Consider the following 14,423-nt stretch of genomic DNA (forward strand, 5'->3'; position numbering starts at 1 on the left):
GCTACTTCAGGGCTCCCACCTGTGTGCTGCGGAACCTCCGAGAGCAGTCACCTGACGCATACCGGCCGGAACCCCGGGTGCCGAGACTGGTGACGCGGGCCGTGGCCGGCCGAAACCTCAAGGCTCTCCCACGGCCGTGCACACGCGAAAGGACCTACGGAGATCTCCATGGTGGCAAGGACAACGACATCGCTGTGGGACCGCTTCGCCGCCTTTGACCCCGGACTGATCCGTCTGACCCCCGCGATGCGCGCCGTGTGCGGCACCGCCGCGACCCTTGCCGTGCTGACAGCGCTGCGAGCGCCCGAGACGGCGCTGGTGGTCGGCGGCTTCACCGCGATGACGACTTCACTGGCCATCAGCGACCTGCACCCACGCAACCAGCGCATCACGCTCGGACTCGGCGCTCCGCTCGCCCTCGCGTCCCTGGCCGCCGGAGCCGTGCTGACGCCGTACCCGACGGCAGCCAAGCTGGTCTTCCTGGTGGTGATCTACTTCGCCGTCCAGGCCCGCCGGTTCGGGCCGCGAGGGCTGGGCCTGGGGATCTTCGGTTTCATGGCCTTCCTGCTGTCTCAGTTCACCCGTGCCCGAGCAGACCAGCTTCCGCAGCTCGGAGCATCGGTACTGGTGGCATTCGGGGCCGCCACAGCCATGTGGTACTGCGTCGGCCCCGTCACGGCGTCCGGAACTCTGCGGCGGCTGCGGCACGCATTCGACGTGCGACTGCAAGACATCCTCCGGGACACGGCCTCGCTGATCGTCACTGGGCAGGACGTCGACACCCGGAGCCGCGCTTTGCAGGACCGCCTCGACAGGCTGCACGCGTCCGTGCTGCTGATCGAGGACTTTCTCGACGAGCGCGCCGTCGACGAGGACACCGAGGCCCTGCTGCTGCACCTCAGCCGGGTGGAGATGGCCGCGCAGCGCCTGGCCGTACTCACGGTCCGCGCGATGCGCACCCCGGCCGCCCGCAACGATCTGGCGGGACGGACGGCCCGACATCGGCTCACGCAGCGGATCAGGGCTCTCCGGCACCAGCTCACCGCGGGAACGGCCTGTGCCTCCAAGCGGTGCGAGGAGGAGTACGAAGGCGGCGCCGCGAACCGGCCGACAGGCTCCGCACTCGTACTGGACTGCTTCCCCGCGGTCGACGAACTCGCCGAAGCCCTGCGGGTTCTCGGCCCACGGGGCCGCCCGGCAGGAATCGGGACGCCTCCACGCAAGCCCGCCTCACCCACCTTCGGGGCGCTGCCGCACAGGGGCAGCGACACCTCAAGCGTGAAGCGGGGAGCCACCCGTCAGGCGTTTCAGGTGACGGCTGCCTCGGCCCTCGCCATCGCGGGGGGTCATCTCCTGTCGCCGCACCTGTGGTACTGGGCTGTCGCGGCCGCATGGGTCGTCTTCATCAAGAACGAGAGCACCGGCGAGGTGCTGCTGCAGAGTGTCCGGCGGCTGGCGGGCACCGTCCTCGGCGTGGTGTTCGGCTACGGCCTCGCCGCTCTGGTCGGCGGAGACGGCCCTGTCCTCCTGATCCTGCTCCTGCTGTGCATGTTCGGCATGTTCTACACCCCGTCGCAGGCCTACTGGGCCGTGACGTTCTTCATCACCGGCACGCTCAGCATGCTGCTCGCGCTGATGGACACCTTCTCGACACACGTGCTGCTCGTGCGCGTCCAGGAGACCGCACTGGGAGTGTCCTGCGGGATCCTTGCCGCCGTCCTCATCCTTCCCACCACGGTCCGCCGGGCCAGTGACGAGGGACTGGTCGGCTTCCTGCACGTCCTCGACCGCCTCCTTCGGGCCGTCGCGGCAGGAAGCACGGACACAGAGATCCCGACGAGCTGGGTCCGCGCGGCACACGACCTCGACCAGGCACTGGAATCATTCCGCAAGGCCTGTCTGCCTCTCACTCATCCGTTCAATCCGCAGCGCCGCCGCCGTCACCGCGCCCGCCACCTGCTGGAACTCCTTGAGGCAGGCGCGTACCACGCACGGAGCCTGGCCGCCACGGCCGAACGTCTCCCGGCGGGCCACGTCCGGGAGTGCGCCGCCCGTCTCACAGCTGCTGCCGACCGCGCGCACGAGACCGTGACCCACCTGATCCGCGTCACCGGCCACCGACCGGAAAGCGCCTCACAAACGGCACGCCCCACGGTCATCAGGGCGCTGTCCCTGCTCTCGGAGGAGCAACGCGTGAGCCTTGACCGGCCGTCGCCGGAGCATCGCCTGCTGCTGCACACCAATCGCCTCGACGCGACCCTGACCGCGCTCGTACGAGCCTTGGACCCATTCGCCTCGGACCCCGACCGCACCACCATGGTCCCTGCCGAGAGCGTGGACATCCCGTCGTCGCACGTCCCGGCCCCGGCTGCGGCAGGGAGCTGCGCCGATACCGCCGACCGGTGCGAACGCGTCCCTGGCCTACAAGCGGAAACGCCACGCTCAGGGCTGCACGCACAGGTGCAGTCACGTGACGGATACCGCGCCCGCCGGGGCCGCTCGTACGGTTGAGTAAATCCTCCGAATTCCAAGGAAACCCCATGGAACAGATCACCCTCGGCAATGTCTCCATCACCCGGGTATGGGAATACTTCGGTTCTGTCGAAATGACGCCCGAGACCTTCTTCCCGGAAAGCTCGAAGGAAGTCTGGGAAGCCGGTACCGACTGGCTGACCCCGCATTTCCTGGATTCCGAGACCAACATCGTGAATTCTGCGATCCAGACCTGGCTGCTGCGCAGCGAGGGCAGGACGATCCTCGTCGACACCGGCGTGGGCAACCACAAGGAGCGTCCCTACGCCCCGGTCTGGAGCCGCCTCGAAACGGACTTCCTGGCCAACCTCGCCCGGGCCGGCGTCCAGCCCGAGGACGTGGACATCGTGGTCAACACACATCTCCACATCGACCACGTCGGCTGGAACACCTACCTGGACGGGCGGCAGTGGGTGCCCACCTTCCCGAACGCCACCTACCTGATGCCGAAGGACGACTTCGACTTCTGGAACCCGGAGAACGGCCACAAGCCGCTGCTCGGCCGCGGCAACCAGAACGTCTTCGAGGACAGCGTGGCCCCGGTGCACCAGGCCGGCCAGACGCAGCTGTGGGAGCACAGCCACCAGATCGACGCGAACCTGCGCCTGGACACCGCTCCCGGGCACACGCCCGGCTCCTCCGTCCTGACACTCACCTCCGGCACGGACCGTGCGGTGTTCGTCGGCGACATGCTGCACAGCCCGGTGCAGATCCTCGAACCGGACGCCAACAGCTGCTTCTGCGAGAACCCCGCCGAAGCCCGCGCCACCCGCCGCAAAGTGCTGGGCTGGGCCGCCGACAACAACGCCCTCGTGATTCCCGCCCACCTGGGCGGCCACGGCGCCACCGAAGTCGTACGCGAGGGAAGCACCTTCGCCATCAAGGGCTGGGCGCCCTTCACCCCGTACACCGAGCAGGGCTGAAGCCCGCGGAAAGGCACCAGAGATGAGCCACCACCCCGAACCCGTCGTGACCACCGCGCAGGGAGCCGTCCGCGGTCAGCGCCAGGACGACGGAACCGCCGCCTTCCTGAACATCCCCTACGCCGCCCCGCCCCGCGGAGCCGACCGGTTCGCCCCGCCTCAGCCGCACGAGCCCTGGGACGGCGTACGGGACGCCACCGTCCCCGGCCCCAACGCGCCGCAGTCCGAGCGCAAGCTCGGCAGCATCGACATGGCCCCCTACTTCGGCACCGGCTGGAGCCGTGGCGAGGACTACCTCACCGTCAACGTGTGGACGCCCGCCGCCGCGCAGAGCGACCTGCCCGTGATGGTGTTCGTCCACGGCGGCGGATTCGTCGCCGGTTCGACGCGGTCCGCGATGTACGACGGTTCCGCCTTCGCCCGGGACGGCGTCGTCCTCGTCACGCTCAACTACCGGCTCGGCATCGCCGGTTTCCTCGACCTCCCCGGAGCCCCCGCCAACCGCGGCCTGCTCGACGTCGTCGCCGCGCTGCGCTGGGTGCGGGAGAACATCGCCGCGTTCGGCGGTGACCCGGACAACGTCACGCTCTTCGGCCAGTCGGCCGGGGCCACCGTCGTCGGCGGCGTCCTCGCCACCGCCGAGGCCGCGGGACTGTTCCGCAGGGCGATCGTGCAGAGCGGCAGCGGCCTGGGCGCGTTCACCACCGAGCAGGCAGCCCGTGTCACCGCCGCAGCCGCCGAGGTCCTGGGCGTCGAGCCGCACGTGGACGCCTTCGCGGAGATCTCCGACGAGCGTCTTGTGGAGGCCGCCTCCAAGCTCGCGGGCATCGACCTGCAGACCGCCACCCACCACGACCCGCTGATCGGCCTCAGCCCCTTCAGCCTGGTCCTGGACACCCAGCCCGCCGTTTCGGTGGCCGCCGGGCACAGCTCCGACGTCGACCTGCTCGTCGGCACCAACACCGAAGAGGGCCTCCTGTACCTGGTCCCCGTGGACAAGTACGCCTCCTCGACCGCCGAGGACGTGGACGACACGGCGGCCCGCTCGCACCCGAACCCGGCGCAGCTCGTCGAGACCTACCGCAGGACACGTCCCGAGGCGTCCCACGGCGAGCTGCGCTCCGCCATCATGGGCGACGCGCTGTTCGGCGCGGGCACCCGGGCCCTGGCCGGCGCCCACGCCGCCCACCCCGAGTCCGCGACCTTCGCCTACGAGTTCGCCTGGCGCTCGCACGCCCTGGACGGCGAACTCGGCGCCACGCACGCGGTCGAGCTGCCCTTCGTCTTCGACCTCACGCATCTGCCGCAGCTTGTCGGCCCCGCCGCCCTGCTCGGCCCCGACAAGCCCCCCGTGGATCTCGCCGCCCGCATGCACGAGACCTGGATCCGGTTCGCCACCACCGGCGACCCCGGCTGGGACCGCTACGACACCGAGCGCCGGGCCACGATGCACATAGACGCCCAGTGGACCCAGGTCGACGACCCCCGCAGCCAGGAACGACAGGTCTGGAGCTGACACCCCTCCATGCGCTTCGCCTGCCCACCCCTGCCACCGGACACCGCCACCACGAGGAACACCATGACCAGAACCGTCATCACCACGGAGAACGCCCCCTCCCTACCGGCCCCGCTCTCCCAGGGCATCCGCAAGGGCCCCGTCCTGCAGGTCTCCGGGCAGCTCCCCTTCGACCCGGACACCGGCGAGGTTGTCGGAACCACCGTCGCCGAGCAGACCGCACAGGTCCTGCGCAACGTCACCGCCGTCCTCAAGGCGGCCGGCGCGGGCCTGGAGGACGTCGTCATGCTCCGCGTCTACCTCACCGACCCCGCCCACCTGCCCGAGCTGAACGAGGCGTACGCGGCGGCCGTCGGCGAGCCCTTCCCCGCCCGCACCACCGTCTACATGCAGCTCCCGCCGGGACTCCTCGTGGAGATCGACGCCCTGGCAGTGCTGGACGACTGACAGCGCCACAGCGCAAGGCTGGTCCGGCGCGGTCCCCGGGACCGCGCCGGCCTCCTGAACGCCGACGTGACGCCCGCGGCCGACGCGGCCGCCCGCTGCATCCAGCACACGGTCGACGACCTGGGCCCCGCCGACCTCTGGACGCCGGCCCGCGACACCGCCATGACCCGCGACGACCTCGCATGGGGCGCTACCGCAACCCTGGCGCGGGAACGCCTCCCACAGCCCGACCTTCTCGACGAACTCGCCGCGCAGGCCATCGTGGACGAAATCACCGAACTGTGTTCCGGCTGATTCACGCTCCCGGATGGCGAGTTCACGATGGCGGGCGGCCGGGTGATCGTCCCTGATCCGGGAGCCGCCGGCAGCGCCGTGGAGGCGTTCGCGAAGCGTGGCGCCGCCGGACGGGGCCACGATCCTGCCGCGGCTGCCCAGTTCCGGGACGACGAGGTCGACGAAGTCGGCGAAGGAGCCAGGGGTGGTGACGTAGGCGAGGTCGAAGCCGTCGAACCTCGGCGCCTCCGTGGGAGCGGGGCCGGTGTCGTCGGCGATCACATGGGTCATCGCGCGCTCCCGGCACCGGCGAAGGGGACCTGGGCGGCGGGGGCCACCTGCTGCCCGTACGGGTGCCGCCACAGACCCTGCGCCTGAAGCTTCGGCAGCACGCCCTCGCCCAACCAGTACGCCTCCTCCAGATGCGGATACCCGGAGAAGATGAACTCCTCGATCCCCGACGCGGCGTACTCCTTGATCCGCTCGGCAACCTCGGTGTGGCTGCCGACCAGGGCGGTCCCCGCCCCACCCCGCACCAGACCGATGCCCGCCCACAGGTTGGGATGGATCTCCAGCCCGTCCCGGCTCCCACCCCCGTGCAGGGCCAGCATCCGCCGCTGTCCCTCCGACTCGCTGCGGGCAAGCCCGGCCTGAACCTGCCGCACAGTCTCCGCATCGAAGCCCGCCAGCAGCCGCTCCGCCTCGGCCCAGGCCTGCTCGGAGGTGTCGCGGGTGATGACGTGCAACCGGATTCCGAAGCGGACGCTGCGACCCTCCTTCGCGGCCAGCGCCCTGATCCAGGCGATCTTCTGCGCGACGGCGGCGGGCGGCTCACCCCAGGTGAGGTAGACGTCGACATGCCTGGCGGCAACTTCTCCGGCGATCGGCGAGGAGCCCCCGAAGTACACCTCGGGCACCGGGTCGGGCACCCGGGCCAGCCTGGCGTCCTCGACCCGGAGGTGCTCGCCGGCGAGGTCGACGGTCTTGCCCTCCCACAACCCCCGGACGATTTCCAGGAATTCGCCGGTACGGCGGTACCGCGCGTCCTTGTCGAGGAAGTCCCCGTAGGCCCGCTGCTCGTGGCTCTCGCCGCCGGTGACGACATTGAGCAGGAGCCGTCCGCCAGTCTGCCTCTGGAAGGTGGAGGCCATCTGCGCCGCGAGCGTCGGCGAGACGAAGCCGGGGCGGAAGGCGACGAGGAACTTCAGACGCTCGGTGTTCTGGCTGACCATGGCGGTGGTCAGCCACGCGTCCTCGCACCACGCGCCGGTCGGCGTGAGAGCGCCGACGAAGCCGAGGTCCTCGGCGGCGCGGGCGATCTGGCTCAGGTAGGCGACCGTCGGTGGCCGGTCGCGCCCGGACTGCGTGGCAGGGGTGCCGTGCCCGCCGCCGACGACGTGGCGGCTGTCACCGTTGGTGGGCAGGAACCAGTGAAAGGTGAGGGACACGTGAGGGCTCCGATCGGTGTGCGTCAGCGTTCGTCACAGGAGGCCGTGCCGGGGCGGCCTGGTGCCGTTGAGCACGTAACGGCCGATGTGCTGGACCTTCCAGCGGGCCGGGTCGTGCAGGGTGTGGGTGCGCGCGTCGCGCCAATGGCGGTGCAGGCCCAGAGAGTCGAGGGCCGAGCGGGTGCCGGAGACCTCGAAGAGGGCGCTTGCGACCTCCACGGCGGCCTCGGCCGCCGTCACTTTTGCGGTGGCCACCGCGATCGAGGCCTCGGCGGCAGAGTCGTCGGTCAGGTCGGCGCGGGCGTCGTCGACCGCGCGGGCGGCCTCGCGAAGCAACGCTTCGGCAGCCCTTTCTCTGATCGCCAGTTCACCGAACCGCTGGATCAGCAGCGGATCCTCCGCGGCGGTCGCGTGCCCCTCGGCGGCGCTCTCGAACCAGGGGCGGCTCTTCGTACGGACGAACTCCACCGCCTCGGCCAGCGCCGCGGAGGCGATGCCGGCGTCGATGGCCGCGTGCAGCAACTGAGCCACCGCACCGTGGAGTTGGGGGCCCTGGAAGGTGAGGTGGTGCGGCACGACCCGGTCGGCGGGCACGGGCACCGACTCCAGGCGGACGGTTCCGCTGGCGGTGGTGCGCTGTCCCATGCCGTCCCAGTCGTCCACGACCGTGAGGCCGGGCGCGTCGCGCGGGACGTACGCCACGTGCAGGGTGTCGTCCTCGGTGCGGGCGAGGACGGGGATCCAGTGGGCGAACAGCGCGCCGGTGGAGTAGTGCTTGACGCCGTCGAGGACGTACGACCCGTCCGGGAGCCGGGCGAGGCGGGTGCGGATGTCCTGGACGTGCCGGCTGCCCGCCTCGGACTGGGCGTTGCCGAACCGTTTGCCGGCCAGTATCTCGCCGAAGAAGAACTCCTGCTGCTCGTCGGTCCCGTGCCGGCGCAGCACGTTGACGTACACGAAGTGGCTCTGCGGGATCTGGGCCAGGCTGGCGTCGGCGGCGGCCAGCAGTCGGAAGCTCTCGGCGAGCGTGTCCGCACGGACGTCCGCGCCGCCGAACCGGGCGGGCACGGTCACGGCGAGCAGCCCGGAGGCGGACAGCCGCTCCAGCTCCGCGTGGGGGAGCCTGCGTCGCGCGTCCCGCTCGGCGGCGCCCTTGCGGAAGTCCGCGGCCAGCTCCGCGGCCACGGCGAGGGCCTCGGCGTCGTCCGAGATGACGTGCGCGGCGCTCATCCGGCGGCCGCCAGCAGCGTCGTACGGCCGCCCAGCGCGGCCGAGAACTGGTCTGTGACCTGCGCCAGAGCCTCGGCCGATCCCGGCGCGACTTTCAGCGTGCCGTCCTCGCCCACCGTGATGTCCTTGTCGAGCGTGAACCAGCCCGGCGTGATGTGCGCTGGGCCCATGGAGGCCAGCACCGGGCGCAGGGCGTAGTCGATGGCCAGGACGTGGGCGGTGGTGCCGCCGGTGGCCAGCGGGAGGATCGTCTTGCCCGCCAGGGCGTACTGCGGGAGCAGGTCGAGCAGGGACTTCAGCAGTCCGGAGTAGGCGGCCTTGTAGACGGGGGTACCGATCACCACCCCGTCCGCCTGCTCGAACAGGGCGGTGGCCCGGACGATTGCCGGGTGAGCGAAGTCGGCCCCGAGCAGCGCCTCGGCAGGCAGGGTACGAACGTCCAGCGCAATCACCTCGTGCCCCTGCGCGATGAGCCGCTCGTCCAGGTGGCGCAGCAGCAGAGCGGTGCGGGAGGTGGCGGAGGGGCTTCCGGAGACGGACAGGACAGTGGCCATGGGAGGACCTTTCGGTTCGTCGTTTCGTGTGCGGGCCGCGGTCAGGCGTGGGCGGCGGCGGGCTCGGACGCGGCTTCCTGTGCCTCCAGTTCGCGCACCAGGGGCAGCACCCGTTTGCCGAAGTACTCGACCTCCTCCAGGTAGTGCAGGAAGCCGAGGAGGAAGAGGTCGACGCCGAGCCGCTTGTAGGCGACGATCCGTTCGGCGATCTGCTCGGGGGTGCCGATCAGGCCGGTGCGGAAGCCGTCGTTGTACTGAACGAGGTCCTCGAACGTCGAGTCCTGCCACATGCCCTTGCCGTCGCCGGTGGACGGACCGGCTTGCTGGACGGCGTCGCGGAAGCCGTGCACGGCCTGCGTGTCGACCTTGGCGACGATCTCACGGAGCGTCTCGCGGGCTTCGGCCTCGGTGTCGCGGGCGATGAGGAACCCGTTGAGGCCGAACTTCGGTGCGGTACGGCCCGCTTGGGCGGCGGAGGCGCGGACGTCATTGATCTGCTCGGTGACGCCGTCGAAGTCCTTGCCGTTGGAGAAGTACCAGTCGGAGACGCGGCCGGCCATGGCGCGCGCGGCGGTGGAGTTGCCGCCCTGGAAGATCTCCGGGTGCGGACGCTCGGGGGTGTTCAGCGGCTTGGGCTTGAGGGAGAAGTCGCGCAGCCGGTAGAAGTCACCGGCGAGCTCGGCGTGGTCCTCGGTCCAGATCTTCCGCAGGGCGCGGATGAACTCCTCGGAGCGCCGGTAGCGTTCGTCGTGCTCCAGCCAGGGCTCGCCCAGCGCGGTGAACTCGCCCTTGAACCAGCCGCTGACGACGTTGACGGCGAAGCGGCCGTTCGACAGGTGGTCGGCGGTGGCGCCGAGTTTGGCGAGGATGCCCGGGTGCCACAGACCGGGGTGGACGGCGGCGATGACCTTCAGCCGCTGGGTGGCGAGCAGCAGGGCGAGGCTGAAGCTGGTGGACTCGTGCTGGTACTCGGCGCCGTAGCTGGCCATGTAGCGGACCTGGCTGAGCGCGTAGTCGAAGCCGTTGTTCTCGGCGAGGACGGCGAGTTCGCGGTTGTACTCGTACCCCCAGTCGGTGCGCTGCTCGACGGTGCTGGTGACCAGACCGCCGCTGACGTTCGGCACCCAGTAGGCGAAGCGGACGGAATCGGATCCGGGGTATGCGGAGGATGCGGGCATGGGAACTCCTGGCAGGAGAATGCTGCGCGGGCAGGACGAATGAGCTCCGCGGAATTCAGGCACGCTGGAGCGGCGTTTCCGGGAAAGCTGTCGTCACGACGGAAATGAGCCGGGACCGGAATTCACGGAAGGAAGTCACAGAGGGAGCGGGTGGGAGGGTTTCCCTCGGGTGCGCTCAGACCCGACAGCGACAGAAGGCGCTGGAAACACGCGCAAGGTCGACGTGGAGTCGCCGCGTGAGGTCCTGTCGCTTCATGCCACCGATCGAACCAGGAGGGAGTCCGGCCGGTCAAGAATGCCCGGATGTGATTCCACATGGTGAGAGTCGGTATTCACGAGGTTGTGACAGGGATTCCCTTGAACCCGGTCCCGGGAGGGCGCAGTCTCCTGTTCGTGCGTATCGAACAGCTCGAATACATCGCTGCCGTCACACGGCTCGGTTCGCTGCGGCGCGCTGCCGAGGAACTGCACCTGTCCCAGCCGGCGCTCAGCGAGACCGTACGCAATCTGGAGCGCGAGCTCGGCGTGGACCTGCTGGAGCGCAAGCGGTCCGGGGCGAAGATCAGCGACGAGGGACGCGAGTTGCTACCGCACATCATGAGCGTGCTGGACGCGGTCGACCGGCTGCGCGGCGCGGCCGGCGACCAGCACCGCATCAGCCGCATGGTCCGACTCGGCACGGTGAACACGGCTACCGTGCCGCTGGTCATCCCGACCGTGCGCGAGTTCCGGGCCTCGCACCCCGTCACCCAGGTGGAGTTGGTCGGCGCGCAGCAGGCCGACATCCACCGCGGCCTGTTGGAGGGCGCCTTCGATCTGGGACTGGTGAACTATCTCCGGGGCGACGACATTCCGCCCGGCTTCGAGACGACGGAGTTGCTCTGCGGCCGGCCGGTGGTGTGCGTGCGTCCGGACAGTCCGCTGGCGGCCCTGGAGACGGTGGACGCGGACAGTCTTCTGGCCGAGCCGCTGGTCGTGATGCGGTCCGGCTATGTGATGCACCGTTTCGTGCACCGGCTGCTCCGCGGCCGGACTCCGTCCTTCTCGTACTCCACCGACGGCGCGGAGATGGGCAAGCTGATGGTGGCCGAGGGGCTGGGGGCCACGGTGCTGCCGGACTTCAGCGTCGTCGGCGACCCCCTGGAGCGACGGGGCGCGATCACTGTGCGGCCGCTCGCGGGGGATGCCACCGACGTGCTGCTGGTACTGCAGCGCCGCCACTCCGGCTCCGTTCCGCGGGCGGTCCGCGACCTGCACGAGCTCTTCGTGCGCAACGCCCAGGCGTGCGGCACTTCTTCGCGACGGCTGACGGAGGGATGATCCTGTGCACATCGTCATGGGCGGCCTGCCCGGCACCGGCAAGACCACGCTCGCCCGTCTCCTGGCGGCCCGGATCGGTGCGGTCCATCTGCGGCTCGACACCATCGAGCAGGCGATCGTCCGTTCCGGGGTGGCCGGACGCCCGGTTGGTCCCGTGGGCTACACCGTAGGATATGCCCTGGCCGAGGAACATCTGCAGGCGGAACAGGGCGAGCAGTTCGTCGGCGCGCCGGGCGGCCGCCTTCCGGCCGATGCCGTGTTATCCGGCGTGGCAGATCAGGATCTGCCGGATGGACAGGAACCGGTCGACGTTGATCTCCTGCGCGGACAGGCCGAGGAGCCGACGGGCCTGACAGCTGCGATGGTCGTGGCCGAGGACGGAAAGGGTGCCGGCGGTGGGTCGGACGATGTTGCACACCAAGCCGATCAGCGTGGTCTTCCCGGCGCCGTTCGGCCCGAGCAGGCCCAAGAAAGCGCCGTCCGGTATCTCCAGGTCGTGCCCGGCCACCGCGTGAAGCCGTCTTCGTAGGTCTTGCGAAGGCCCTCGACCCGCAGCGCAGGCGGACTCCCGCCGCTCCGGGAAGCGGCGGGAGTCGCGAGCTGGTCAGCCATGGAACTGGTTCGCCGGGACCGGGAGCCCGTAGTGCTCGCGCAGGGTCGTGCCCTCGTACTCCTCGCGGAACAGCCCCTTGCCGCGCAGGATCGGCAGCACATGCTCGACGAAGGCCGCGAGGCCCGACGGCAGGGCGGGCGCCATGATGTTGAACCCATCCGCGGCACCGCCCTCGAACCAGGCGATGATCGTGTCAGCGACCTGCTCGGGCGTCCCGATGAACTCGAAGTGACCGCGCCCGCCGCCCAGCCGGGAGATGATCTGCCGGACCGTCAGCTGTTCGCGCACCGCAAGATCGATGATCAGGTCGGAGCGGCTCTGCGAGCCTTCCAGCTTCGGCCTGGCGAGGATGAAGTCCGGCAGACGCTCGTCGAGTTCGAAGACCGACGGCTCGGTCTCGAACACGGCGGCCAGCTGACGCAGCCCGTACTCCGGAACGCGCAGCTCGTCGAACTGCCGCGCAAGCGCCCGGGCCTCCTCCTCGGTCGACCCGATGTACGGGACGATGCCGGGCAGGACGATCACACCGTCCGGGTCGCGGCCTGCGGCCCTGGTCCGCGCCTTGATGTCGGCGTAGAAGGCGGCCGCGCGCTCGTACGTCGTGTGCGCTGTGAAGATCGCCTCTGCGTGGCGGGCCGCGAAGTCCTTGCCGTCCTCGGAGGAGCCGGCCTGGACGAGCAGCGGGTAGCCCTGTGGGGGACGCTCGACATTGAGGGGGCCGGCCACCTTGAAGTACCGGCCCCGGTGGTCGAGGCGGTGCAGCCGCGCGGGGTCGGCGTAGCGTCCGGTGGTCCTGTCCGCGAGGACGGCCTCGGACTCCCAGCTGTCCCACAGCGCCTTGGCGACCTTCAGGAACTCGTCTGCGCGGGCGTAGCGTTCGGCGTGGCCGGGGCGGTCGTCGAGGCCGAAGTTGGCGGCCTCGTCGGCTCCGGCGGAGGTGACGATGTTCCAGCCAGCGCGGCCGCCGCTGACGTGGTCGACGGAGGCGAGCCGGCGGGCGAGGTTGTAGGGCTCGTTGTAGGTCGACGACACGGTCGCGATGAGGCCGATCCTGCTGGTCGCCTGGGACAGCGCGGTCAGCAGGGTCAGCGGTTCGAGCTGGCCCGGCGGGCGGAACTCGCCGGTGCCGATGAGTGCCGGGCCGTCCGCGAGGAACAGGGAGTCGAACTTGGCGCTCTCGGCCAGCTGCGCCAGCTCGATCCAGTGCCGCAGGTCGAAGTCCGCCCGGGGATTGCTGTGCGGAAGCCGCCACGCTGCCTCGTGGTGGCCCGCTTCCATGAGGAAGGCGTTGAGATGGAGCCGACGCCGTCTCGGGCTCATGAGGTGACCTTCAGCTCGGAGCTGTCGTAGCCGGCCGGCAGGAGGTTGTTGGTGATCGACTTGACGTCGACCTTCTTGGTGATCTGCCCCGCCTCCAGGAAGGCGTCGGCGAGCTTCTGCTCCAGCTCGATGTCCGACTGTTCCACCGGGGTCACCCGGTTGGAGTAGGCGGCCAGGGACGCCTTGGCGTCGGCCAGCGGGATGCCCTGCTCCTTGGAGAGCGCCTGCGCGTACTGGTCCGGGTTCTTGACGGCCCAGGCGAACTCTCGCGAGAGCCTCTTCAGGACGTCCGTGAGAGCCGCGCGCTTGGTCTTGTCCTTCAGCGACGTGTCACTGGCGACGTAGTAGCTGCTCGTCTGGTCGATCGGCGGGAGTCCCTTCACCAGGATCCGCGCGCCGTTCTTGACCGCGATCGCGGACTGGGGGTTCCAGATCGACCAGGCGTCCACCTTGCCGGTGTTGAACGCCGTCGCGCCGGCCGCCGGGTCGAGGAAGACCAGCTTCACGTCCTTGGGGGTGAGGCCGACGCTCTTCAGCGCGTTCAGGGCCAGGCCGTGGGCCGAACTGCCCTGCGGCACGGCGATCTTCTTGCCCTTGAGGTCGGCGGCCGTCTTCAGCTTCGAGCCCTTCGGCACGATGATGTTCTCCCCCGCCTGGTCGGGCCTGAGCGAGCGGTTGACGGCGACGACCTTGAAGCCGTACTCCTTCGCGGCACCGGTGATCGGCGGCACGTCGCCGACGCTGCCGAGGTCGATGTCGCCCGAGGCCGCGGCCTGCACGAGCGGCGGGCCGTAGGTGAACCGGGCGAACTTCACCTTGTACGGCGCGTTGTCGAACACGCCGGTGATCTTCGCCAGCTCCTGGCTGCCGTCACCGCCGTTGTCGCCGATGGTGAAGGTGTACTTGCTCCACTCGGGGTGCTTGGCGTCGCTCGCCTCGGCGGCGTTGCTCAGCGGCGCGGCGCTGTTCGAAGACGACGATCCGCAGGCGACGAGGGTGCCCGCGAGGGCGAGCGAGCCGATGGCGCCGATGAGCCTGGTGGTTCTCTTTCGCATGGTTGTCGTGCTTT

At 70.1% G+C, this 14,423-nt stretch carries 14 protein-coding genes and 1 pseudogene; 7 read left to right on the forward strand and 8 right to left on the reverse strand.

The window, feature by feature from the left end; genetic code table 11:
• The first annotated feature begins 168 nt into the window (after positions 1-168).
• The 5 genes from ACFYZZ_RS20805 to ACFYZZ_RS20825 all read left to right on the forward strand — a co-directional run bounded on the left by ACFYZZ_RS20805 (position 169) and on the right by ACFYZZ_RS20825 (position 5,712).
• Entirely contained in the window at positions 169-2,511 is a 2,343-nt protein-coding gene (locus ACFYZZ_RS20805; RefSeq protein WP_389177815.1) for an FUSC family protein, read from the forward strand.
• A gap of 29 nt (positions 2,512-2,540) precedes the next feature.
• The gene (locus ACFYZZ_RS20810) at positions 2,541-3,455 is read left to right on the forward strand and encodes an MBL fold metallo-hydrolase (RefSeq protein ID WP_389177817.1); all 915 of its coding nucleotides are present in this window, start codon (positions 2,541-2,543) and stop codon (positions 3,453-3,455) included.
• Between the two features lie 22 nt (positions 3,456-3,477).
• A complete protein-coding gene (locus ACFYZZ_RS20815) occupies positions 3,478-4,971 on the forward strand; it encodes a carboxylesterase/lipase family protein (RefSeq protein WP_389177820.1) in 1,494 nt (497 codons plus the stop codon).
• Between the two features lie 63 nt (positions 4,972-5,034).
• Positions 5,035-5,418 (forward strand): Rid family detoxifying hydrolase, encoded by a 384-nt coding sequence (locus ACFYZZ_RS20820; protein ID WP_361233870.1) that lies wholly within the window; start codon positions 5,035-5,037, stop codon positions 5,416-5,418.
• 66 nt (positions 5,419-5,484) lie between these two features.
• Positions 5,485-5,712 (forward strand): hypothetical protein, encoded by a 228-nt coding sequence (locus tag ACFYZZ_RS20825; protein WP_389177823.1) that lies wholly within the window; start codon positions 5,485-5,487, stop codon positions 5,710-5,712.
• 266 nt (positions 5,713-5,978) lie between these two features.
• Here the strand turns inward: ACFYZZ_RS20825 and ACFYZZ_RS20830 are convergent, their stop codons facing one another.
• The 5 genes from ACFYZZ_RS20830 to ACFYZZ_RS20850 all read right to left on the reverse strand — a co-directional run bounded on the left by ACFYZZ_RS20830 (position 5,979) and on the right by ACFYZZ_RS20850 (position 10,357).
• Positions 5,979-7,139, reverse strand: coding sequence for an LLM class flavin-dependent oxidoreductase (locus ACFYZZ_RS20830; protein ID WP_389177826.1), 1,161 nt, complete (start codon positions 7,137-7,139; stop codon positions 5,979-5,981).
• Positions 7,140-7,172: 33 nt separating this feature from the next.
• The gene (locus ACFYZZ_RS20835; RefSeq protein ID WP_389177829.1) at positions 7,173-8,369 is read right to left on the reverse strand and encodes an SfnB family sulfur acquisition oxidoreductase; all 1,197 of its coding nucleotides are present in this window, start codon (positions 8,367-8,369) and stop codon (positions 7,173-7,175) included.
• Positions 8,366-8,923 carry an NADPH-dependent FMN reductase gene (ssuE, locus tag ACFYZZ_RS20840; protein WP_389177832.1) on the reverse strand — a complete coding sequence of 186 codons (558 nt, stop codon included), beginning with the start codon at positions 8,921-8,923 and terminating at the stop codon, positions 8,366-8,368. The genes ACFYZZ_RS20835 and ssuE overlap by 4 nt, the downstream gene beginning before the upstream one ends.
• Positions 8,924-8,964: 41 nt before the next feature.
• Positions 8,965-10,101 carry a dimethylsulfone monooxygenase SfnG gene (gene sfnG / locus ACFYZZ_RS20845; protein WP_389177835.1) on the reverse strand — a complete coding sequence of 379 codons (1,137 nt, stop codon included), beginning with the start codon at positions 10,099-10,101 and terminating at the stop codon, positions 8,965-8,967.
• 175 nt (positions 10,102-10,276) lie between these two features.
• Positions 10,277-10,357 (reverse strand): putative leader peptide, encoded by an 81-nt coding sequence (locus tag ACFYZZ_RS20850; protein ID WP_351611030.1) that lies wholly within the window; start codon positions 10,355-10,357, stop codon positions 10,277-10,279.
• A 137-nt stretch (positions 10,358-10,494) separates the two neighbouring features.
• On the opposite strand from ACFYZZ_RS20850, the gene ACFYZZ_RS20855 reads away from it, so the two are divergent.
• Positions 10,495-11,421, forward strand: coding sequence for a LysR family transcriptional regulator (locus tag ACFYZZ_RS20855; protein WP_389177838.1), 927 nt, complete (start codon positions 10,495-10,497; stop codon positions 11,419-11,421).
• A gap of 4 nt (positions 11,422-11,425) precedes the next feature.
• Positions 11,426-11,620 (forward strand): annotated as a pseudogene (locus ACFYZZ_RS20860) (AAA family ATPase); the annotation flags it as partial.
• A 60-nt stretch (positions 11,621-11,680) separates the two neighbouring features.
• On the opposite strand, the gene ACFYZZ_RS20865 reads toward ACFYZZ_RS20860, so the two are convergent.
• The 3 genes from ACFYZZ_RS20865 to ACFYZZ_RS20875 form a co-directional block, all read right to left on the reverse strand.
• Positions 11,681-11,929: an ATP-binding cassette domain-containing protein gene (locus tag ACFYZZ_RS20865; RefSeq protein WP_389178263.1), complete on the reverse strand. Its 249-nt coding sequence runs from the start codon at positions 11,927-11,929 to the stop codon at positions 11,681-11,683.
• A 96-nt stretch (positions 11,930-12,025) separates the two neighbouring features.
• Entirely contained in the window at positions 12,026-13,354 is a 1,329-nt protein-coding gene (locus ACFYZZ_RS20870) for an LLM class flavin-dependent oxidoreductase (RefSeq protein WP_389177841.1), read from the reverse strand.
• Positions 13,351-14,409: an aliphatic sulfonate ABC transporter substrate-binding protein gene (locus ACFYZZ_RS20875; RefSeq protein ID WP_389177844.1), complete on the reverse strand. Its 1,059-nt coding sequence runs from the start codon at positions 14,407-14,409 to the stop codon at positions 13,351-13,353. Before ACFYZZ_RS20875 ends, ACFYZZ_RS20870 begins: the two co-directional genes overlap by 4 nt.
• Positions 14,410-14,423 lie beyond the last annotated feature (14 nt).

The sequence above is a fragment of the Streptomyces sp. NPDC001816 genome, assembly GCF_042892235.1.
In the GTDB taxonomy this organism is placed as follows: Bacteria; Actinomycetota; Actinomycetes; order Streptomycetales; family Streptomycetaceae; genus Streptomyces.